The organism is Methylibium sp. (genome assembly GCF_965279545.1).
Lineage (GTDB): Bacteria > Pseudomonadota > Gammaproteobacteria > Burkholderiales > Burkholderiaceae_C > Methylibium.
Map to the genome: position 1 here is coordinate 3,776,481 of NZ_OZ257250.1, position 21,546 is coordinate 3,798,026.

Annotated in this window: 18 protein-coding genes; 7 read left to right on the forward strand and 11 right to left on the reverse strand. The window is 70.8% G+C overall.

Features of this window, described 5'->3' with window-relative positions; genetic code table 11:
- Nucleotides 1-17 precede the first annotated feature (17 nt).
- The 3 genes from hprK to hpf all read right to left on the reverse strand — a co-directional run bounded on the left by hprK (nt 18) and on the right by hpf (nt 2,068).
- Nucleotides 18-974 (reverse strand): HPr(Ser) kinase/phosphatase, encoded by a 957-nt coding sequence (hprK, locus tag ACQY9S_RS17710; RefSeq protein WP_428421484.1) that lies wholly within the window; start codon nt 972-974, stop codon nt 18-20.
- Between the two features lie 55 nt (nt 975-1,029).
- On the reverse strand, nt 1,030-1,500 hold the full coding sequence (locus ACQY9S_RS17715; RefSeq protein WP_056320386.1) for a PTS sugar transporter subunit IIA: 471 nt from the start codon (nt 1,498-1,500) through the stop codon (nt 1,030-1,032).
- Between the two features lie 223 nt (nt 1,501-1,723).
- Nucleotides 1,724-2,068 carry a ribosome hibernation-promoting factor, HPF/YfiA family gene (gene hpf, locus ACQY9S_RS17720; RefSeq protein WP_428421486.1) on the reverse strand — a complete coding sequence of 115 codons (345 nt, stop codon included), beginning with the start codon at nt 2,066-2,068 and terminating at the stop codon, nt 1,724-1,726.
- A gap of 368 nt (nt 2,069-2,436) precedes the next feature.
- Between hpf and corA the strand changes: the two genes are divergently transcribed.
- Both corA and ACQY9S_RS17730 read left to right on the forward strand, forming a co-directional pair.
- Nucleotides 2,437-3,393, forward strand: coding sequence for a magnesium/cobalt transporter CorA (corA, locus tag ACQY9S_RS17725; protein ID WP_428421488.1), 957 nt, complete (start codon nt 2,437-2,439; stop codon nt 3,391-3,393).
- A 37-nt stretch (nt 3,394-3,430) separates the two neighbouring features.
- On the forward strand, nt 3,431-4,609 hold the full coding sequence (locus ACQY9S_RS17730) for an MFS transporter (RefSeq protein WP_428421489.1): 1,179 nt from the start codon (nt 3,431-3,433) through the stop codon (nt 4,607-4,609).
- Nucleotides 4,610-4,617: 8 nt separating this feature from the next.
- Here ACQY9S_RS17730 and ACQY9S_RS17735 read toward each other — a convergent pair whose 3' ends face one another.
- The 6 genes from ACQY9S_RS17735 to ACQY9S_RS17760 all read right to left on the reverse strand — a co-directional run bounded on the left by ACQY9S_RS17735 (nt 4,618) and on the right by ACQY9S_RS17760 (nt 9,965).
- The gene (locus tag ACQY9S_RS17735; protein WP_428421491.1) at nt 4,618-5,058 is read right to left on the reverse strand and encodes a nuclear transport factor 2 family protein; all 441 of its coding nucleotides are present in this window, start codon (nt 5,056-5,058) and stop codon (nt 4,618-4,620) included.
- 74 nt (nt 5,059-5,132) lie between these two features.
- On the reverse strand, nt 5,133-5,435 hold the full coding sequence (locus ACQY9S_RS17740) for a DUF3833 family protein (RefSeq protein WP_428421492.1): 303 nt from the start codon (nt 5,433-5,435) through the stop codon (nt 5,133-5,135).
- 11 nt (nt 5,436-5,446) lie between these two features.
- Nucleotides 5,447-6,694, reverse strand: coding sequence for a class I SAM-dependent methyltransferase (locus ACQY9S_RS17745; RefSeq protein ID WP_428421494.1), 1,248 nt, complete (start codon nt 6,692-6,694; stop codon nt 5,447-5,449).
- A gap of 7 nt (nt 6,695-6,701) precedes the next feature.
- Nucleotides 6,702-7,520 (reverse strand): DUF1365 domain-containing protein, encoded by an 819-nt coding sequence (locus tag ACQY9S_RS17750; protein WP_428421496.1) that lies wholly within the window; start codon nt 7,518-7,520, stop codon nt 6,702-6,704.
- A 131-nt stretch (nt 7,521-7,651) separates the two neighbouring features.
- Nucleotides 7,652-8,974, reverse strand: coding sequence for an NAD(P)/FAD-dependent oxidoreductase (locus ACQY9S_RS17755; RefSeq protein WP_428425804.1), 1,323 nt, complete (start codon nt 8,972-8,974; stop codon nt 7,652-7,654).
- Nucleotides 8,975-9,356: 382 nt separating this feature from the next.
- Nucleotides 9,357-9,965, reverse strand: coding sequence for a glutathione peroxidase (locus tag ACQY9S_RS17760; protein WP_428421498.1), 609 nt, complete (start codon nt 9,963-9,965; stop codon nt 9,357-9,359).
- A gap of 272 nt (nt 9,966-10,237) precedes the next feature.
- On the opposite strand from ACQY9S_RS17760, the gene ACQY9S_RS17765 reads away from it, so the two are divergent.
- On the forward strand, nt 10,238-11,113 hold the full coding sequence (locus ACQY9S_RS17765; RefSeq protein WP_428421499.1) for a ferritin-like domain-containing protein: 876 nt from the start codon (nt 10,238-10,240) through the stop codon (nt 11,111-11,113).
- A 91-nt stretch (nt 11,114-11,204) separates the two neighbouring features.
- On the forward strand, nt 11,205-11,684 hold the full coding sequence (rfaE2, locus tag ACQY9S_RS17770; protein WP_428421500.1) for a D-glycero-beta-D-manno-heptose 1-phosphate adenylyltransferase: 480 nt from the start codon (nt 11,205-11,207) through the stop codon (nt 11,682-11,684).
- Between the two features lie 40 nt (nt 11,685-11,724).
- Here rfaE2 and rrtA read toward each other — a convergent pair whose 3' ends face one another.
- Together rrtA and glnE are read right to left on the reverse strand one after the other, a co-directional pair.
- Nucleotides 11,725-12,303, reverse strand: coding sequence for a rhombosortase (gene rrtA / locus ACQY9S_RS17775; RefSeq protein WP_428421501.1), 579 nt, complete (start codon nt 12,301-12,303; stop codon nt 11,725-11,727).
- Nucleotides 12,304-12,315: 12 nt separating this feature from the next.
- On the reverse strand, nt 12,316-15,132 hold the full coding sequence (gene glnE, locus ACQY9S_RS17780; RefSeq protein ID WP_428425806.1) for a bifunctional [glutamate--ammonia ligase]-adenylyl-L-tyrosine phosphorylase/[glutamate--ammonia-ligase] adenylyltransferase: 2,817 nt from the start codon (nt 15,130-15,132) through the stop codon (nt 12,316-12,318).
- A 353-nt stretch (nt 15,133-15,485) separates the two neighbouring features.
- On the opposite strand from glnE, the gene ACQY9S_RS17785 reads away from it, so the two are divergent.
- From ACQY9S_RS17785 to ACQY9S_RS17795, 3 genes are all read left to right on the forward strand, one after another.
- Nucleotides 15,486-19,658 (forward strand): YhdP family protein, encoded by a 4,173-nt coding sequence (locus tag ACQY9S_RS17785; protein ID WP_428421502.1) that lies wholly within the window; start codon nt 15,486-15,488, stop codon nt 19,656-19,658.
- Entirely contained in the window at nt 19,655-20,473 is an 819-nt protein-coding gene (locus tag ACQY9S_RS17790; protein WP_428421504.1) for a carbon-nitrogen hydrolase family protein, read from the forward strand. Before ACQY9S_RS17785 ends, ACQY9S_RS17790 begins: the two co-directional genes overlap by 4 nt.
- Before the next feature lie 91 nt (nt 20,474-20,564).
- On the forward strand, nt 20,565-21,545 hold the full coding sequence (locus tag ACQY9S_RS17795; protein WP_428421506.1) for a DUF2157 domain-containing protein: 981 nt from the start codon (nt 20,565-20,567) through the stop codon (nt 21,543-21,545).
- The last annotated feature ends 1 nt before the right edge of the window (nt 21,546 follow it).

Here is a 21,546-nt window from a genome sequence, read left to right on the forward strand (position 1 = left end):
CCTCGGCTGCTGGGCTTTCAGACGGGGTCGTCGCCTTCCATCGCGATGCGATGGCGCGCGATGAATTCCTGGTAGGTGTCGATGCCGCGCAGCTTGAGGATGGTGTTGCGCACGGCGGCCTCGACCAGCACCGCCAGGTTGCGCCCGGCGTCGACCGCGATCACCGCTTTGAGCACCGGCACGTCGAGCACGTCCTCGTAGAGCGGCTCGTAGGGCAGGCGCTCGAAGTCGCGCTCCATGGTTTCCTTGCGCACCAGGTGCACGATCAGCTTGAGCCGCATCTTGCGGCGTACCGCGGTCTCGCCGAAGATGGCCTTGATGTCGAGCAGGCCGATGCCGCGCACCTCCAGCAGGTTGAGCAGCAAATCGGGGCAACGGCCTTCGAGGGCCGTCTGCGAGACGCGGTACAGGTCCACCGCGTCGTCGGCCACCAGCCCGTGGCCGCGCGAGATCAGTTCCAGGCCGAGTTCACTCTTGCCCAGGCCCGACTCGCCGGTCAGCAGCACGCCCAGGCCGAGGATGTCCATGAACACGCCGTGGCGTGTGGTGCGGTCGGCGAAGTGCTGGCTCAGGTGCGCGCGCAGCACGTCGATCACGTGGCCGGCGGATTCTTCGGTGACGAACAACGGGATGTCGGCGCGTTCGCACATCGCGATCAGCCGGTCCGGTGGCGTCTGCTGGTCGGCCACGATCACCACCGGCGGCTCCAGCGTCACGATGCGAGAGATGCGGCGCTCCTGATCCTCGGGGCTGGCGTCGAGCAGGTAGCGCACCTCGCGTCGCCCGACGATCTGCACTCGGTAGGGGTGGATGTAGTTCAGGTAGCCGACCAGGTCGGCGGCCGACTGCGCATCGCGCACCGCCACTTCGTCGAAGCGGCGCTCCGGGTGGGCGTGCCCGGCCAGCCATTCCCAGCGCAGTGCGGTCCGGTGAGCCTCGAACAGCGCCTCCGCGCTGATGACGGTGGGTTTCATCGCATCGACCCGACGCAGGCTGGCTGCGTCGCTCGAGCCGGGACCGGCAGGTCGCTCACGCGACCGACTTCAGCGGTTCCCAGTTGGCGATCAGCTCGTGGAGCTTGGCGGCGTCGGGCTCGGTCTTGAGCTTGTCGCGCAGCGCGCGATCGGACAGCAGCTCGGCAATCTCCGAGAGGATCTCGAGATGTCGCTGCGTGGCAGCTTCCGGCACCAGCAGGAAGATCAGCAGGGACACCGGCTCGTCGTCCGGCGCGTCGAAGCCGATCGGCTGCTGCATGCGGATTACCGCGGCGAGTGGATTCTTCAGGCCCTTGATGCGACCGTGCGGGATCGCCACACCATGGCCCAGGCCGGTCGACCCGAGCCGCTCGCGGGCGAACAGGTTGTCGGTGACCGTCGCCCGCGCGATCGCGTGTCGGTTCTCGAACAGCAGGCCCGCCTGTTCGAACACGCGCTTCTTGCTGGTGGCGTCCACATCCACCAGCACGTTGCTGGCAGGCAGGATGGCGGAGAGACGGTTCATCTAAGGGCAGCGCCGGTTTCAACGGAGTAGGCCTTGGCCAGCGCTTCGCTACAAACGAGTGACAAATTATAAGAACCAGGCAGGGCGCAGGGTTGAAGCAGGGCCTCCGGTCCCCGCGTTGAGGTGGTCAGGTTGCAGTCCGGCAACGGCTTCACGTCCTAGGGGTCCAAAACAAAGCGGCCTGCAGGCCGCTCGTTTATGGTCCGCAAATCTTGCAGTCGGCTTACTGGAGGTCGGGTGCGTCGAGGCGCTTGGCCGAGGCATGGTGGTGATCCTGCAGCCTGTCCTTGTGACGGCAGACCTGCCGGTCGAGCTTGTCCATCAATTCGTCGATCGCCGCATAGAGATCCTCGTGGGCGGACTCGACGAAGATGTCCTTGCCCTTCACGTGCACGTTGACCTCGGCCTTTTGTCGCCGCTCCTTTTCCTTCTGCTTCTCGACGCTCAGCAAGACATTGATGTCGACGACCTGATCAAAGTGTCGAGTGACCCGATCCAGTTTTGTGAGCACATACTCTCGCAGGGAAGGCGTCACTTCAAGGTGGTGTCCGCTGATCGTCAGGTTCATAAGTCCGCCTTTCGCTGGGGGGTTGGGAAGCAAGCCGACGACGGCGAGCGCGCAGGGCATTGCTCGAACGTCCGGGCCAGTGTGCGCCCGCAGGGGCCGCATGACAAGCCGATGACCAAGCCCGAACGCAGACTGAGGCCGCCTCGAAGGCCGGAGTCGGATGCCATAATTCGCGGGTTCTGGTATCGGAGCATCCGTTGGACTGCACCCCCTCTCGGTGACCGTCCACTCCAACCGCTTCTGCGCCTTCTCGGCGCGGTACCGCCGGGAGTGAGACGGGCACTGATCTCACTTCCCAAGCCGGCCCCGAACTCAGCTTCCGGGGTTGCCTGCGCGGCGCCTTGGCCCGCCCGGTTGTCGGAGTTCGCATGCTGAATGTCTTCACGCTCGCCAATGGGCGGCTGTTCCAGGAAGAAATCGAGAGTGCCGCGGCACTGGCCGATGTGCAGCCGGTGTGGGTCGATCTGGAGAGCCCGACGTCCGAGGAGAAGGGCTGGCTGGCGGGCCGCTTCGGCCTCGTCATTCCCGAGGACATCGTCGACGACGACCTGGAAGAGTCCGCCCGCTTCTACGAGGAAGACAACGGCGAGCTGCACATCCGCTCCGACTTCCTGATCCACGACGAAGCCACGCGAAATGTCCGCGTCGCGTTCATCCTGCACGACAAGGTGCTGTTTTCGGTGCATGCCGAGGACCTGCCGGTCTTTCGCCTGCTGCGTCTGAGGGCGCGCCGCACGCCGGCACTGATCGAGGACGCGAAGGACGTCCTGCTCAAGCTCTACGACGCCGACGCCGAGTACTCTGCGGACTCGCTGGAAGGCATCTACGACGAACTGGAGAAGGTGTCCTCGCGCGTGCTGCAGTCGGAGGTGAACGACCAGACCGCCGCCGAGGTGCTGGCCGCCATCGCGCGCCAGGAAGACTTGAACGGCCGCATCCGCCGCAACGTGATGGACACGCGGCGCGCGGTCAGCTTCATGATGCGCAGCCGGCTGCTCAACGCAGAGCAGTTCGAGGAGGCGCGGCAGATCCTGCGCGACATCGACTCGCTGGATTCGCACACCGCTTTCCTGTTCGACAAGATCAACTTCCTGATGGACGCCATCGTCGGCTTCATCAACATCAACCAGAACAAGATCATCAAGCTGTTCTCGGTGGCCAGCGTCGCGTTGCTGCCGCCGACGCTGATCGCCAGCATCTACGGCATGAACTTCAAGGCGATGCCCGAACTCGACTGGAGTCTGGGCTATCCGTACGCGCTCGGCCTGATGGTCGCGTCGGTGATCGCGCCGTTCTGGTACTTCCGCCGCAAGGGCTGGTTGTGAGGCCGGCGCGGGCCGGCCACGTGATCCGCGACACGCCGTGACCGCCTGGCCCGATGCGCGCTCGCTTTGGCGCGTCGGGGCCGGCACGACGCTGGTGGTGCTCGCTCTCAGCGTCGTCAATCCGGTCCTCGCTGTCGCCTTGCAGCGGCGCGGCGTCAGTACGGGCGCGATCGGCCTGTTCGCGATGCTGCCGTTCCTGACGGTGGCGCTGATGATTCCTGCCATGCCCCGGGTGTTCGCTCGAGTCGGCGTGATCCGGGCCTACCGCGGCGGGCTGGTGCTCGGGCTGCTCTCCCTGGTCGGCTACGCGCTCACCGACAGCTACGGAGCCTGGTGTCTGTGGTCGGTGGTCGGTGCACTCGGTGCCGCCGCCGAATGGAACGGCACCGAAGCGCTGATCGCCTTCAATGCGCCGCCGGATCAGCGCGGCCGCTTCACCGGCCTGTACCAGACGGGTCTGGGCGCGGCGCTCGCGCTCGGGCCGCTCGTGCCGGGTGCCGCGCAATGGCTGCTCGCGCCCGGGCGGGCGGTGAGCACGGTCTGGCTGCTGTGGGGGGCTGCGCTCGTCTACGGGCTGGCGCTCGTGGTCACCGCGCAGCCGGCGGTCGGCCGGCTGCGGGCGTCGCAGGTCGGTGCCGTCAAGGACAGCCTGAGAGCCGCGCTGCGGGCGCGTCCGGCGCTGGTGTGGATCGCCTTTTCCGGTGGCGTCTTCGAGGCGGGACTCGGCGGCATCACCGCCGCCTTCGGCTCGCAACTCGGCATGTCGCTCGGGGTGGCGACATCGATCGCCGGCGCGCTCGGCATCGGCAGTTTCGCGCTGCAATACCCGGCGGGCTGGCTTGCGGACCATGCGCCGGTGCGGCGGGTCTTCACGGTCGCGGGCGTGCTGCTGCTGGTGTCGGTGCTGGCCTTCGGTCTGGCCCCGCGCTTTGCCGCGCTGTTCTGGATTGCGGCGTTTCTGTGGGGCGCGGTGGGCGGCGCGCTGTACACCCTGACGATGATCCGCGTCGCGCACGACTTCACCGGTCGCTCGACGATCGCCGGCACCGCCGCGATGATCACCGGCTACACCGCCGGCGGGGCGACCGGGCCGGCGGTCAGCGGCTTGATGCTCGAGCGATTCGGCGTGCCGGGGCAGGCGATGTGGCTCGGCCTGCTCGCCGTGAGCGTGGTCGTCGTCGCGCTGCGCATGCCGGCCGGCCCCGGCCGGCCCTGAACCGGGGCTCAGCGGTTTGCGCGGCGCTTGAGCCAGCGCATCAGCGCGCCCAGTGCCGGCAGCTTCTCGTACAGCTCCTCGGCCGTGTCCCAGTAGTCGCGGTGCAGCGCGATCCGGCCGTCGCCGGCAAAGCGCAGGTGCGAGGCGCCGCGCACCGTCTGCAGCTCGTAGCGGTAGCGTTTGAAGCGGAACAGGAAGTCCCAGGTCAGCATGCATTGGTTGCCCTGGACGATGGCTTCGTGGACGACGAAGCGCGGCTCGTCGAGTGCCTCGAACATGTGCGCGAACACCGTTTGAACGGCGGCCAGGCCCTGCACCTCGTTGAACGGGTCCTTGAACAGCACCTCGTCGGCGTAGATCTCGCCCAGGCGTGGCAGGTCGGCGCGCGTCAGGGCCTCGAAGCGCGCGACCACGCGCGCCACCCGGGCATCGTCGGTGAGAATTGGCATCACAGACCCGTCGCGCGTTGCGGCTTGCAGTGGCCGGACCGGTCGGTCAGGGGAGGGTTCAGCGCCATGACACGTCAGCGCCGGTGAAAGGCCAGCGTCACTTCGCTGAGGCGGATGCCGAACTCGCTCATCACGGCCTTGTTCGACATCACGCGATCGTCCATCAGAGACATCCAGTCGTCGAACTTCTTCAGGGGCCACGCGCGCTGCGGCTTCGTGCCGTCGCTGGCGGTGAAGTCCTCGTCGAGCACGCCGTCGCAGCCAGCCGCCTGCAAGTGGTGCGGCCGCCCGCTGCCCTGCAGGCGTGCTCCGGGCCGTGCGGCCGGCACCCACAGCGTGGCCGTGCTCAGTGTGTGCAGGCGGGTGCGGCGGTCCATCGTGCGGCTCCTCAGGGTTTGCGTAGCGTGAACTGCACGATGTCGGTGTTGCCGGCCGCGAACGCCGCCTCGCAGTAGGCGAGATAGAACTCCCAGATGCGCACGAAACGGGCGTCGAAGCCAAGCTCGCGCACGCGGTCTTCGCCGCCGATGAAGCACTCACGCCAGCGCCGCAGCGTCTCGGCGTAGTCGGGCCCGAAGCGGAAGCTCTCCTCCACCGCGAAGCCCGCCCGGCGCGCCTCGGCCTCGAAGGCACTGACGCTGGGCAGCAGGCCGCCGGGGAAGATGTACTGCTGGATGAAATCCGTGCTCTTCACGTAGCGATCGAACAGGTCGTCGCGGATCGTGATGCTCTGTATGCAGGCGCGGCCGCCCGGCTTGAGCTTGTCCGACAGGGTGCGGAAGAAGCGCCTCCAGTACGCGTGGCCGACGGCTTCGAACATCTCGATCGACACGATCGCGTCGAAAGGGCCGTCGGGAATGTCGCGGTAGTCCTGCAAACGCAGGTCGCCCAGTCCGGCCAGGCCTGCGCGCTGCAGTCGCGCCTGGGCGTAGTCGAGCTGCTTCGACGACAGTGTGACGCCGGTGACATGGGCCTCGAAGTCGCGCGCCGCGACCTCGGCCACACCACCCCAGCCGCAGCCGATCTCGAGCACGCGCGACCCGGGCGTGACGCCGGCCTCGGTCAGCGCACGCCGTATCTTGGCGTGCTGGGCGTCGACCGTGGAGCGATGGGTGTCGCCGTCGAACCAGGCGCTCGAATAGCTCATCGTCTCGTCGAGCCACAGCTGGTAGAAGGCGTTGCCGAGGTCGTAGTGGGCGTGGACGTTCTTCCTGCTGCCGCTGCGCGAATTGCGGTGGAGAACATGCTTCACGCGGTACAGCAGCGAGCCCCACCAGCTGCCGTAGACCATCGATTCGATCTCGTTGCGGTTGGCGACGAACAGCCTGAGCAGCGCGGCCACGTCGGGCGTCGTCCAGTCGCCGGCGATGTAGCTCTCCGCGAAGCCGATGTCGCCGCTGCGGAGCACCGCACCGCAGACGCTCCAGTCGTGCAGCCGCAGCGCGGCGCGCACGTCGCCGCGCTCGTGGAGCCTGCCGAAGCGCGCCATCCCGCCGTCGGGCAGCTGCACGTCGAGCTGGCCGTGACGTAGGCGTGTCAACAGCTTGAAGACGACCCGGGCGGCAGCCGGTGCCGACGGCGGCAGCCCTGCAAGCTCGAAGCCCGGGGCGGGGCCGGTGTGGAGGGTGGTGTTCATCGGTCGTTCAGCGGCTGACGAAGGCCCGGGGCGGACGCGGTTTGCCGAAGAAGGGCACGCGCTTGAGCCCGAGCAGCAGCGCCTGCCAGTGGATGCGCGCGATCACGCCGAAGCTCATCAGCGGCATGCTCCAGAAAGCGCGCCGCAGGCTCGCCGCGGTCAGCGGCACGAGCGCCCCACTGACGCTGGTCTGCAGCAGCGGTCCTTGCGCGTCGTCGTGATCGATGCGCGCGACGATGTGCTCGATCGCCCCCGGGTGCTTGCACGCCATGGCGGCGGCCGGATGCGCCGCGCGCAGGAAGCGAAAGCGGTAGCGCCCTTCGATCGCGCAGAACGGCGACACGTGAAAGACCTTCGCCGCGCTCAGCTCGCGGCCCCAGCCCAGGCGGTCGCCGTGCAGCAGGTAGCAGTGACGCTCGCCGAAGGTGTTGTTGACCTCCGCGACGATCGCCGCGAGCGTGCCGTCCTCGCGGTGGGCATACCAGAAGCTCACCGGCTTGAACACATAGCCCAGCACGCGCGGATAGGTCTGCAGCCAGACTTCGCCGCGCCCATCGGCGACGCCCTCACCGGCCAGCAGCTCGTCGAGCCAGGCCAGCGCGTCGCAGCGCCCGTCGCCATGGTCGGCATCGTGAAAGCCGATCAGACCGAAGCGGTTGCGCACCAGCACCGCGTGTGCCTGGCGACGCAGGCTGCGCATCGGCAGCATTAGGAAATAGGTCGGGTAGGCGAAAGCGTGAGGCGATGGCCGCAGGCGCACGTGGCGCACCGAACCGAAGGCGATCAGCGGTCGCGCCGTGTCGGTCGCGGCCGGCAGCGTGCTCATCGGTGCACCTTTCGCACTTCGTGCGGTCCCGCCGAGCGGGAGCGTTCGCCCTTGGGGCGGCCCGGCGTGCTCATTGGGAGAACCTTCGTGCTGCGCACTCCGGTATTCGCCCTTGGGACGGCCCGGCGTGCTCATGCGGCGCAGCGCCCGATCGCCGCGTCGTGCCGCTCGTGCAGCGCCTGCGCCACCGCGAGGCCGGACGTGAGGCCGTCCTCGTGAAAGCCGTAGCCGGTCCAGGCGCCACAGAACCAGCGATGCTGCACACCCTGGATCTCGGGCAAGTGGCGCTGGGCTTCGATCGCGGCCAGGTCGAAGACGGGATGGGCGTAGTCGTAGTCGCCGAGCACGGTGCCCGGTGCCGGTTCGCGGGTCGGGTTCAGCGACACCACCACCGGCTGCCGGAAAGGCAGCGGCTGCAGGCGGTTCATCAGGTAGTGCAGGCACACCGCCGCCCGTTCGTGCGAGTCGCTTGCGGCGCGCTCGTAGTTCCAGGCGGCCCAGGCCAGGCGGCGGCGAGGCAGCACCGAGCCGTCGGTGTGCAGCACGGCGCGGTTGGCGTGGTAGCGGATTGCACCGAGCACCGAGCGTTCCTGCGGCGTCGGATCGGCCAGCAGCGCGAGTGCCTGGTCGCTGTGACAGGCGAACACGACCTCGTCGAAGTGGGTGCTGCCGGCATCGGTGGCGACCAGCGTTCCGCCCGGTGTGCACCTGACCTGCCGCACCGGCGTGGCGAGCCGGACGTCGGGCAGATGCTCGACCATCTTCTGCACATAGTGCCTCGCACCGCCGCGCACCGTGTGCCACTGCGGTCGGCCCACCACCTGGATCAGGCCGTGGTTGTGGCAGAAGCGGATCATCGTGGCGACCGGAAAGCGCAGCATCTGGTCGGCCGGGCAGGACCAGATGCAAGCGATCATCGGCAGGAAATACCAGTCGCGGAACTCGCTGCTGAAACGCTGCGCGGCGAGGAAGTCGCCGATCGACTGCGACCGTTGCGCGTCCGCATTCCGCTGCGCCATCGCGGTGGTGATGCGATTGAAGCGCAGGATGTCCTTGAGCATGCGCCAGAAGCCCGGGCGCACGAGATTGCGGCGTTGCGCGAACACCGTGTTGAGATCGCAGCCGCTCCACTCGAGGCCGGCCGCGCGCCCCTGCGGCACCTGGACCGAGAAGGACATCTCCGAGGGCGCAGTCGCCACGTCCAGTGCGCCGAACAAGGCCACCAGCTTCGGATAGCTGCGGTGGTTGAAGACGAGGAAGCCGGTGTCCACGCCGTGGCTCACCAGCCCCTCGGTGCCCGGCAGCGTGATGTCCACCGTGTGCGTGTGGCCGCCGAGGTAGTCTCCGGCCTCGAACAGCGTCACGTCGAACGGCCGCGCGGGCCGCGCTCGGGCGAGCGCGTAGGCCGCAGCCAGGCCCGAGATGCCGGAGCCGACGACGGCAATGCGACGCACCGGCTTCACCGCCCCGCCGGCGCAGCGCCCGACCGGGCGCCGGCAGCTGGCTTCAGGATCGTGCCGGTGGCGGCGACGATCGGAAAAACAAATGCCGCGAAGCGCCCCTGAGCCAAGGAGGGAGGGAGGGAGGAGGAGAGACGCTCAGGGATTTCAACCCACTGGGGGTGGCTTCGCGGCAGAAAAGGGTGATCGACTCCCGTGCAATGAAAGTGCCCGTACCCCGTCGAGGCAAGGCCACTCCAGCTGCGATCTGCGGCCACGCCAAATGTTCCGTGTACGACTGAAACTGCTTGCAAGCGAGACCGGGACGCGACCCCCGGCGCAAGGGCATTGCATGTTGCGACCCTCGGTTTGTTGAACTGCATGGTCTGTATATTACTCATCGGTTCATTTCGGAATCGACCAGTTTTTCGATCTCTTGGACGAAGCCGGGGTCTTGCGGGTCCGTCTGGCTGGGAAAGCTGAGCACGGTCTGGCCATCGCGGCCGATCAGGTACTTGTGGAAATTCCAGCCCGGTGTCTTGCCGGTACGCTGCGCCAGATCGGCAAACAGCGGGTTGCGGGCGCTGCCCTTCACGCTGGTCTTGGCGAACATCGGGAACTTGACTCCGTAGGTGTTCTCGCAAAACGCGGCGATGTCCTTGTTGCTGCCAGGCTCCTGCGACCCGAAGTCGTTGGACGGGAAGCCGAGCACCACCAGGCCACGCGATTGGTAGCGGGCGTGCAGGGCCTCGAGCCCCTTGTACTGCGACGTGAAGCCGCAGTAGCTGGCGGTGTTGACCACCACCACCACCTTGCCGGCGTACTGGCAGAGGTTCTGGGGTTTCTCGTCCTGCAGCCGGGGGACACTGCGGTCCAGCAAGGGCGGGCAGGCCGCGTGGGCGCCGTGGCAGGCAAAGAGCAGGGCCGCCGCGCTCAGCAGCCTCGGCAGTCGGCTCTGGACCTTGCCGCGGCGCGATGAGGTCATGGGGGTCGAAACAGCGCGCATGCTCGTCTCCTCGTCGGCCCTGGACGGGCGGCTGCAAGAAATCTATATGAAGCGCGCCGCCGCCCGCGCAGTTGAAATTGGGGGGGTAGGCAGGACGGCGGGGCGGGTTCCGGTGCTTCACGGCCGAGCCCGTCTCGTTCCGGCGCCCCGGTGTCCTTGCCTTGCATACGCAGATCGGCCACGCGCGGATGCGGCAGGGCGCACCCACGTCCTGTGACGCCATCGTGTCACGCGTGGCACCTACAATCGTCCCAGCTCAACAAGGGGGCTTCATGCTTTACCCCGAACTATTCAAGCAGCTCGAATCCGTTCGCTGGAACATGGACACGGACATTCCCTGGGACCAGTTCGACGCCAGCCGTCTCTCCGAAGAGCAGGCACAGACGGTCAAGATGAATGCGATCACCGAGTGGGCGGCGCTGCCGGCCACTGAAATGTTCCTGCGCGACAACCGCGACGACAGCGACTTCTCCGCGTTCATGAGCGTCTGGTTCTTCGAGGAACAGAAGCACTCGCTGGTGCTGATGGAGTACCTGCGCCGCTTTCGCCCCGACCTCGTGCCGACCGAAGCCGAACTGCACGAGGTGCGCTTCGAATTCGATCCGGCACCGGCGCTCGAGACCCTGATGCTGCATTTCTGCGGCGAGATCCGCCTGAACCACTGGTACCGCCGTGCCGCCGAATGGCACACCGAGCCGGTCATCAAGGTGATCTACGAAACCCTGGCCCGCGACGAGGCGCGCCATGGCGGTGCCTACCTGCGCTACATGAAGCGCGCAATGCAGAAGTTCGGCGACGAAGCCAAGGCCGCGTTCGCCAAGGTCGGCGTGCTGATGGCCAGCGCGCGCCGCACCGCCCAGGCGCTGCACCCGACCAACCTGCACGTCAACGAGAAGCTCTTCCCGCGCGACACCGTCCAGTCGCGCCTGCCGAACCCCGAGTGGCTGGAGCAGTGGCTCGATAAGCAGATCCAGTTCGACGCCGTGTGGGAGAGCAAGGTCGTCGAGCGCATCCTGCACAACCTCAGCCTGCTGATGGAGCGCAGCTTCGTGAGCGTTCAGGAACTCAACCGCTTCCGCAAGGAAATGGTCCAGAAGCTGGCCGCCGCGGCACTGGCGTCCAGCCCGTCCGGCGTCCAGCACGCCTGAGTGTCCCGAGGCGCGCTGGAGAATCCGGAGGCCCGCTTCTCGCGGGCCTCTTTCGTTGAGCGGGACGTGATGCGCACGCGACAATGCCCGCATGGAACTGCCCGCCTTCTACGACAAGCTCTGTGCTCGCGAAGCGCTGGCGCAACGCCTGAGCGAGTTGCCGCGGCCGATGGTCTTCACCAACGGTGTGTTCGACATCCTGCACCGCGGCCACGTGAGCTACCTCGCACAGGCGCGCGCGCTGGGCGCGAGCCTCGTCATCGGCCTGAACAGCGATGCGTCGGCGCGCGGCCTCGGCAAGGGGCCGGACCGGCCCGTGAACGGCGAAGCCGACCGCGCCGCGGTGCTGGCGGCGCTGGAGAGCGTCAGCCTGGTGACGCTGTTCGATGAGCCGACGCCCGTCGAGCTGCTGCGGCTCGTGCGACCCGATGTCTACGTGAAGGGCGGCGACTACGACATGGAAACCTTGGCCGAGACCGCGCTGGTGCGCGGTTGGGGCGGGCGCTCGCTGGCGATCCCCTTCGTCGAGGGCTACTCGACCACCTCGCTGGTGCACCGCATCCGCGGCTGAGTGGCGTTCCCGGCTGCGGCCTGCCGCAGCCCGGCGGTGCTCAGCGGCGGCGCAGCATCGCCCAGGCCAGCACCGCACCGGCCAGCGCGCCGGTGCTGTGCGCCAGCGGTGCCACCGCGATGTCCCAGCCCGCGGGGTGCGCGAGCGGCCCGCGCCAGGGCGTCTCGCTCAGCAGCTTGAAAGCCAGCACGGCGGCGATCGCGAGGCCCAGCCGCCGGGACGCGGCGTCGGCCCGCAGCAGCACGACCGCCACGATGCTCACGCCGGCGTGCAACACACCGGACAGGCCGCCGTAGCGCAGCAGTTCCGGCATCAGCAGCAGGCCGAGCTGGGTCAGCGGCCAGGCCATCGCCCATGCCACGGCGGCGCGTGGCGGCACGCGGGCCGCGATGCCGAGCGCAACGACCAGCAGCCCCCCGGCCAGGTTGACCAGCAGGTGCAGCCGGCTCAGGTGCACCCACACCGCGCTCCAGGCCCGCCAGGGTTCGCTGGCCCACAGGCCAGGCTGCCAGGCCAGCACCTGCGCGGCGCCGGCACTCTGGAAGACCGCCACGCTGGGCAGCAGCAGTAGCGCGCCCACGAGGCCCCAGGCCGCGGCACCGTGCCGCAGGAGCGTCACCTCAGGGCCTGCTCACGCTGCCGGAGGGCCCGCGCCCTGGTCGAAGACGGCGCGGGTCAGCGCCCGCACCGCGGCCTGTTCGGCCGCGAAGGCGTCGCCATCGAACTGGGTCGGCGCCTCGTCGAGGCGCGCGCGGTGCTGGGCGCGGCGCAGCTCGCGGTAGGCGTCGGCCGCGGCCTGGCCCACGCCGGGAGGCAGCAGCCCGGCGGCTTCGGCAAGCTGCAGCAGCGCGATGTTGCCGACATCGTCGCGCAGCGCCGGGTGCGCGGCACTGTGCGCCAGCACCAGCGTCTGCACCGCGAACTCCACATCCATCATGCCGCCTTCGCTGTGCTTCACATCGAAGACCGGTTGGCCGTCGCGCGCCGGCACCGGATGGGCCGCGCGCACGCGCTCGCGCATCGCCCGGACCTCGTCGCGCAACGCCGCGGCGTCGCGCGGTGCCGCCAGCACGGCACGCCGCACCGCTTCGACGCGCGGCGCGAGGCTGGTGTCGCCGGCGCACCAGCGCGCCCGCGTGATGGCCTGGTGTTCCCAGGTCCACGCGGTGTTGCTGCCGCGCCCGGCCTGGTAGCGCTCGAAGGTCGCGACCGAGGTCACCAGCAGCCCCGAGTTGCCGTTCGGCCGCAAGGCGGTGTCGATGTCGAACAGCTCGCCGGCCGCGGTGCGCAGCGTCAGCCAGGTGATCAGCTTGCGCACGAAGGCCGCGTAGACCTCGGCGGCCTTGTCGGCGTCGGCTTCGTCGGCATCGTCGAACAGGAACACCACATCGAGGTCCGAGCCGTAGCCGAGCTCCTTGCCGCCGAGCTTGCCGTAGGCGACGACCGCGAAGCGAGGGTCGTCGCGGTGGCGCTGGCGCAGGTGCTGCCAGGCCCAGCGGATCGTGCAGTCGAGCGTGGCGTCGGCCAGGGCCGACAGGTCGTCGGCCACCTGCTCGACGCTCAGTGCGCCGTCGACGTCGCGCACCAGCGTGCGGAACACCTCGGCGTGGTGGGCGCGGCGCAGCGTGTCGAGCAGCGACTCCTCGTCGGCCTGGCCGCCGCGCGTCCAGGCGCTGTGGCGCTCGTTCAGGTCGCGCAGGTAGGCCGCGCGCTCGAAGCGGCCCTGCAGCGCGCGGGCGTCCGCGAGCTCGTCGATCACGCCCGGGTGGCGCATCAGGTAGCGCATCGGCCAGCGTGCCAGGCCCAGCAGCCGCAGCAGGCGGTTCAGGACTTCGGGCCGCTCGGCCAGCAGCGCCAGGTAGCTCTCGCGGCGCAGCAGCGGCTCGAGCCAGTCGATGAAGCGCAGCACCGCGTCCTCGCGGATCTGCAGTTGATCGATGGCCAGCGCCGCGCGGCCGATCAGCTTGGCGAGGCGCAGCTTGGTCTCGTCGCGCAGCATCGCCACCTTCGGTGTCGCGCAGAACGTCCTGACGCGCGCCGCGATCGCCGCCGGCAGGCGCTCCAGAAAGGCCTCGCCGTCGAGCTGCGGCGGCGGGCCGCCGCAGCTCTTGCAGCCGCTGCTGCCGGCGCCCACCGTGCGGCCGTCGTGCAGCAGGGCGTCGAACTCGGTGGCGACGAACTCGCGGTGCGTGCACAGCGTGTCGAGCAGCTCGCAGGTATCGGCGGTGCAGACCAGCCCCATCGAGCGCGCGATCCAGCCGAGGTCGGCGTCGTCGGTCGGCAGCATGTGCGTCTGCTGGTCGTCGAGGTACTGGATGCGGTGTTCGAGCCGGCGCAGGAAGCGGTAGGCCTCGTCGAGCTTGCGCGCCGTCTCGGGCTTCATCACGCCGACGGCCACCAGCCGCTCCAGCGCGGTCAGCGTCGAGCGCGTGCGCAGCTCCGGGAAATGCCCGCCGCGCACCACCTGCAGCAGTTGCACGGTGAACTCGATCTCGCGGATGCCGCCGCGCGACAGCTTCACGTCGTTGGCGCGCTCGGGGCGGCCGGCGGCGCGCCGGGCCGCCTCGTCGCGGATCTTGCGGTGCAGCTGGCGCAGACCTTCGAACACCCCGTAGTCGAGGTAGCGGCGGAACACGAAGGGGATCACCACGTCGCGCAGCGGCAGCGCCTCGCCATTGGTCATTGCGCTGGCGGGCGCGACCACGCGGCTCTTCATCCAGGCGAAGCGCTCCCATTCGCGGCCCTGCACCAGGAAGTACTCCTCCAGCATCGCCAGGCTCACCACTGGCGGGCCGGAATTGCCGTTCGGGCGCAGCGCGAGGTCGACGCGGAACACGTTGCCGTCCTCGGTGGTCTCGCCGATCAGCGCGTACAGCGTGCGCGCCACCTGGCTGAAGTACTCGTGGTTGCTGATCGACCCGCGGCCGTCGCTGTTCCCGGCCGTCTGGCCGTCCTCGTCGTAGACATAGATCAGGTCGATGTCCGAGGACACATTGAGTTCGAGGGCGCCGAGCTTGCCCATGCCCAGCACCCAGAAGGCCGCCCGGCGGCCGTCGGGTCGCTGCGGCACGCCGTGCCGCGCGTCCTGGTCGGCGCAGGCCTGGGCCAGTGCGCGGTCCAGCGTGACCTCGGCCAGCGTGCTCATCGTCAGGGTGACGGCGTCCAGCGGCGCCTGCGCCTCGACGTCGAGCACCGCCAGGCGCTCGACCACCAGCTGGCGCGCGACGCGCAGTGCCGCCGGCAGCGCCCGGCCGCCGCCGCGCAGCGTGTCGATCAGCGCACGGATGCCGTCACGCCCGGGCAGACCCGGTGGCAGCAGCGCCAGCTCGTCGGCGTAGCGGCGGCGGATGCGCTGCACGAAACGCGAATGCTCGGCCTTGGCACCGAGCGGCAGGCAGGCTTTCGGCGGGCCGGCATTGTTGGCACTTGTTTCAGGCAGGGAACGCATCATGGTGCGGGTGGGTCTTGTGCTAGCGTGCTGCCCGTTGACGGCGTGCCATGGCGCGGCATTCGCGCCGCGCGGCATGCCGCGCATGCGGTACGGTGCGCAAGGCGTGCTGCGCGCCCCGCTGACCCTCTTGCGTCCTGATGCCGTCCATTCCGCCCTCTGTCCCTGCCGCCGCCCCGTCGCCGTTTCCCGCCGATGGCCTACCGCGCCGGCGTGCCGGCTGGGCCAGGGCCGTGCGCTGGTCGATGGTGGGTTTGCTGCTCTTGTCGAGCCTCGTGATCACGGCGTGGCTCGTTCTTCAGTGGGCGATTCTGCCGCGTATCGAACACTGGCGTCCCGATATGGAGATGCGCGTGAGCCACGCCCTGGGCGTGCCGGTGCGCATCGGTGCGATCGAAGTCACGGACGGCGGCTCGGTCTGGCGCTGGGTGCGTGCCATCGAGCTGCGCGACGTGGTGCTGTACGAGGCGCCGCGCCAGGGGGAAGCCCCGCGCGAGGCGCTGCGCCTGCCCAGCGTGCGGGCCGCGCTGTCGCCCGCCTCGCTGCTGCCCGGCTCGGACGGGCACTGGCGGCTGCGCTTCGAGCAGTTGCTGATCGAGGGTGCCCGGCTCGAGGTGCGGCGCGACACCGCAGGCCGCATCCTGGTCGCCGGGCTCGCGGCGGGCGAGCAGGCCGACGAGGGCGGCGCTGCCGACTGGTTCTTCAGCCAGAAGGAGTTCGTGATCCGCGGTGCCACGCTGGTCTGGACCGACGAGCTGCGCGGCGCCTCCCCGCTGGCGCTGGATGCCGTCGACCTGGTGGTGCGCAACGGCGTGCGCCACCATGAGTTGCGGCTCGATGCCACGCCGCCGGCCGAATGGGGCGAGCGCTTTTCACTGCGCGGGCATTTCACGCAGCCCCTGCTGGCGCGCGCGCAGGAGGGGCGGGGTGCCCGCCTGCTGGCGCGACCGGGCAACTGGCGGCGCTGGGACGGCACCTTGTACGCCGACCTGCCGGCCGCCGACATCGTGCCGCTGCGCCGGCAGATCGACCTGCCTTTCGACCTCAGCCAGGGCTCGGGAGCGCTGCGGGCCTGGGTCGACGTCAAGGAGGCCGAGCCGGTCGCGGCGACGGTCGACCTGGCCTTGCGCAACGTGTCGCTGCGACCGGCGCCCGACGCCCAGGCGCTGGCCTTCGCGCGCATCGACGGCCGCCTCAGCGGGCGGATCGCCGCCGGCGAGCGCGACGGCGAACTGCAGGCCCGGCAGTTCGGCTTCGTCACCGCCGACGGCCTGAGCTGGCCGGCGGCCGATGCCAGCCTGCGCTGGCGGCTCGACGACCACGGCGTACTCGCCGGCGGCGAGCTGCGCGCGCAGCGGCTCGACCTCGCCTTGCTGACCCAGACCCTCGACAAGCTGCCGGCCGCATGGATCGGCAGCGAGCTGCACGCGCGCCTGGCGAGCCTGGCGCCGACCGGCATCGCCAGCCAGGTCGAAGCGCGCTGGGACGGCCCGCTGGCCGCGCCGCAGCGTTACCGGCTGAAGGCCAGCCTGCGCGGGCTGGGCCTCGCGGCGCAGCCGGCTTCGGTGCCGGGCTCCGTGCCGGGCGACGCGGCCTCGGCTCTCGCGATCGCCGCCTCGGCCACTGTCACGGCCTGGCTGCCGGGTCGTCCGGGCCTGCAGGGCGCCGACATCGAGCTCACCGCGAGCGAAACCGGCGGCGAGGCCAGCCTCACGCTGAGCGACGGTGCGCTCGAGTTCCCGGGCGTGTTCGAGCTGCCGCGCATCGCCCTGCAGCGGCTCAGCAGCAGCGTGAGCTGGCGGCTCGACGCCGCACCCGGGGGGGCTGCACCGCGCATCGAAGTGCGCGCCCGCGACGTGCGCTTCGCCAACGCCGATGCGCAGGGCGAGCTCGAAGCGACCTGGCACACCGGCGCGGCGACGCCCGCCGACCCGGGCCGCTTTCCCGGCGTCCTCGAGCTCGGCGGGCGCCTGAACGATGCCCAGGCCACGCGCGTGGCGCGCTACCTGCCGCTCGGCATCCCGGCCCCTGTGCGGCAGTACGTCGAGCGCGCGGTGCAGGCGGGCCGGGCGAGCGCGGTGAACTTCAAGGTCAGCGGCGATCTGCGCGAGTTCCCGTTCGGAGCGGCCGCCCGCACGGGCGCCAAGTCCGGCGGCAAGGCCGGCGACTTCCGCATCGCCGCCCGGCTCGAGGGCGTGCGTTTCGCCTACCTGCCGGGCGATCCGGCATGGACCGGGGAGCCGCCTGCCGCCGGGGGCGCGGCCCTGCGCCCGCCCTGGCCCGCCTTCACCGACATCAAGGGCGAGCTCGTGTTCGATCGCAACTCGATGGAGCTGCGCGACCTGCGGGCCCGGCTCGGAACGGTGGGCAGCGGCAGCTTCGAGTTCGCGGGCATCCAGGGCGGCATCCGCAACCTCGCCCACGAGGCGACGCTGGTCATCGAGGGCAAGGGCAGCGGCCCGCTGGCGGACGCGCTGCGCTTCGTCAACGCCACGCCGGTCGGCGGCTGGACCGGGGGGGCGCTGGCGCAGGCGAGCACCGGGGCCACGCAGGCGCCGGTCGAGCTGCAGCTCGCGCTCGACATCCCGCTGCTGCACAGCGAGCGCAGCAGCGTGCGCGGCAGCCTGCGCCTGCCCGGCAACGACCTGCGGCTGCGTCCGGACCTGCCCCTGCTGGGCAATGCCAAGGCGCGCGTGGCCTTCACCGACACCAGCTTCTCGCTCGCCGGCGGCAGCGCGCGCGTGCTGGGCGGCGACGCCAGCTTCGACGGCGCGCAGCAGGCCGACGGCAGCCTGCGCTTCAATGTGCAGGGCATGGCCAGCGCCGAAGGCCTCAAGCGCGCGACCGAGCTGGGCGCGCTGTCCCAGGCGGCTGCGCCGCTCGGCGGCCAGGCCGCCTACCGGCTCGCGCTCGGCTTCCATCACGGCCAGGCCGAGTGGCAGCTCAGCAGCAACCTGCTCGGCCTGTCGATCGACCTGCCGGCGCCGCTGCGCAAGCCGGCCGAGCAGGCCCTGCCGCTGCGCGTCCAGGCCAGCCTGCTGCCGGAGGCGCCCGGCAGCAGCGCCCTGCCGCGCGACCAGCTGCGCGTGGAGCTCGGTGCCGAGGGCAACCGCGTGCTGCAGGCCGGCTGGTGGCGCGAGCTCGGGCCGGACGGCGCACGCGTGCTGCGCGGCGGCATCGGCGTGCAGGACCCGGCGCCGCAGCCCGCCGAGGGCGTCGCCGCCAGCATCAACATGGCCCGGCTCGACCTCGACGCCTGGCAGCGCGTGGCCGACGGCTGGGGCGGCGGCGCGGCCGGCGCGGCCGGCGCCGCGGCGGCCGCAGGTCCGGGCTATGCACCGACGACCGTGGCACTGCGGGCGCAGGAGCTCCTCACCGGCGGGCGGCAGTTGCACGGCGTGGTGGCCGGCTTGTCGCGCGGCAGCCTGTCCGACGGCGGGGTCTGGCGCGCCAACCTCGACGCCACCGAATTCAACGGCTATGCCGAGTACCGCCCGCCCGGCGGCGGCGCGCGCGCGGCGGGCGAGGGCGCGGGGCGCATCTATGCGCGCCTGTCGCGCCTGTCGCTGCCCAAGAGCGAGGCCGAGGCCGTCAGCTCGCTGCTCGAGCAGGCCTCGCCGGCCAGCGTGCCGGCACTCGACATCGTGGTCGACGACTTCGAGCTGCGCGGCAAGCGGCTCGGTCGCGTCGAGATCGAGGCGCAGAACCGCGTGGCCGAGGGCGCGGGCGAGCCCGTGCGCGAATGGCGGCTGGGCAAGTTCCACCTCGTCACGCCGGAGGCCCAGCTGAGCGCCACCGGCCAGTGGGCTGAGGCCGCGCCGGGGGCCGCGTCGCGCCGCCGGGCCGTGATGGACTTCAAGCTCGACATCACCGACGGCGGCGCGCTGCTCGCGCGGCTCGGACAGGGCGAAGTGCTGCGCGGCGCGAAGGGCCAGCTGGCCGGGCAGGTGAGCTGGCTGGGTTCGCCGCTGGCGATCGACTACGCGAGCCTGGGCGGCCAGGTCCATGTGGCGGTCGACGGCGGCCAGTTCCTGCAGGCCGACCCGGGCGTGACCAAGCTGCTCGGCGTGCTCAGCCTGCAGTCGCTGCCGCGCCGGCTGCTGCTCGACTTTCGCGACGTGTTCGAACGCGGCTTCGCGTTCGACAACATCACCGGCGACGTCAGCATCGCCCAGGGCGTGGCGAGCACGCGCAACCTGCGCATGCGCGGCCTGCAGGCCGTGGTGCTGATGGAAGGCAGCGCCGACGTCGAGCGCGAAACCCAGGACCTGCGCGTGTGGGTCGTGCCCGAGATCAACGCCGGCGCCGCCTCGCTCGCGGTGGCGGCCATCAACCCGGCGATCGGCCTGGGCACCTTCGTCGCGCAGTGGCTGCTGCGCCGACCCATCATGTACGCCGGCACGCGCGAATTCCACGTCACCGGGCCCTGGGCGGCACCCAAGGTCGACCGGATCGAGCGCAAACTCGGCGACGCGGTACCGACGACCGACGAGGCGGCCTCGGCGCCGCCCAAGGAGTCGCCATGAAGATCGCTGCCGTGCAGATGGTGTCCACGCCGCGCGTGGCCGAGAACCTCGAACGCGCCCGCGCATTGATCGCGCAGGCCGCCGCCGCCGGCGCCGAACTGGTCGCCTTGCCCGAGTACTTCTGCCTCATGGGCCTGCGCGACGCCGACAAGCTGGACGCCGCCGAGGCCGACGGCGCCGGGCCGATCCAGGACCTGCTCGCCGCCACCGCCCGCGACTGCGGCGTGTGGCTGGCCGGCGGCACGCTGCCGCTGCGCATCGCCGGCCGCGACGACCGGGTGCACAACACCACGCTGGTGTTCGGCCCCGACGGCGTGCGCGTGGCGCGCTACGACAAGATCCACCTGTTCCGCTTCGACGACGGCGAGCGCCGCTACGACGAGGCCGCCACGCTGGCGCCCGGCAGCGCGCCGGTGGCCTTTGCGCTCACCGATCGCGCGGGCCACGCCTGGCGCGTCGGCCTGAGCGTCTGCTACGACCTGCGCTTCCCCGAGCTCTACCGTGCGCTCTGCACGCCACCCTGCGACCTGCTGCTGGTGCCGGCCGCCTTCACCTACCCGACCGGCCAGGCGCACTGGGAACTGCTGCTGCGCGCGCGCGCCGTGGAGAACCAGTGCATGGTGCTGGCGCCCGCGCAGGGCGGCCGCCACGAGAACGGCCGGCGCACCTGGGGCCACACGATGGCGGTCGGCCCCTGGGGCGAGGTGCTGGCGGTGCAGGCCGAGGACGAAGGGGTGGTGATGGCGAGCCTCGACGCCGCACGCATGGCCCAGGTGCGCGCCCAGCTGCCGGCGCTGCAGCACCGCGTGTTGTGAGCCGGCGATAGTCGGGCTGACGCCCGCCACCGGCGCCGGCGCGGCCCGCGGCTACCATGCCAGCCGCCACATCGGCAGCAGCGGGGGAGCGATGGATCTGCGTCTTGCGTTGTACGAACTCGCGGCCGAGCACCGGCTCGACGCGCGGGCCACCGACCGGCTCGAACGCCTGGCAGGCCTGCACGATGAACCGGCCGCGCTCGCACGCCGGCTGCCGCTCGGCGTCGCCGTGCTGGCGGCCGGGCTCGCCGGCCTGGGCCTCGTCTGCTGGATCGCCGCGAACTGGGGCACGCTGGGCCGCTTCGGGCAGTTCGCGGTGCTCGAAGGCGGCGTGCTCGTCCCGTGCCTGGGGGCGCTGTGGCGCCCGGCCGCCCGCGTGCCCCTGGGGCTGCTGGCGCTGCTGGCCATCGGCGGCCTGTTCGCCTACTTCGGCCAGACCTACCAGACCGGCGCCGACCCCTGGCAGCTGTTCGCGCTGTGGGCCGCGCTGGCGCTGCCGCTGTGCCTGGGCGTGCGCAGCGACGTGCTGTGGGCGCCGATGGCGTTGGTGGCGATGACCGCCCTCTCGCTGTGGGTGCAGGCCCACACCGGCCACCGCTGGCGCGTCGAGCCGGACGACCTGCGCGTGCATCTGCTGGGGTGGCTGGCGGCGCTGGCGGTGGTGGCCGCTCTGAGCGCGGCGCTGCGCCGCCACACCGGCGCCGGCCCCTGGGCGCTGCGAACGGCGGTGACGCTGGCGGTTGTGATCGTCACGCTGACGGCGCTCGGCGGCCTGTTCTCCGAGCACGTTGCCGCGCACTACGCGCTGGGCCTGGCGGTGCTGGCCGCCATGGCGGCCGCGCTCGCGCGGCCGGGCATGTTCGACGTCTATGGCCTGAGTGCCGTCGCGCTCGGCCTCAACGCCCTGCTGGTGGCGGGCCTGGCGCGCCTGCTGTTCGACCACCACCGCGGCGGCGACCCGATCGGGCCGCTGCTGCTGCTCGGCCTGGTGGCCGCCGGCCTGCTGGCCGCCACCGTGACGGGCGTGCTGCGCCTGGCACGCGACCCGGCCCGGCCCGGAGTTGCGGCATGAG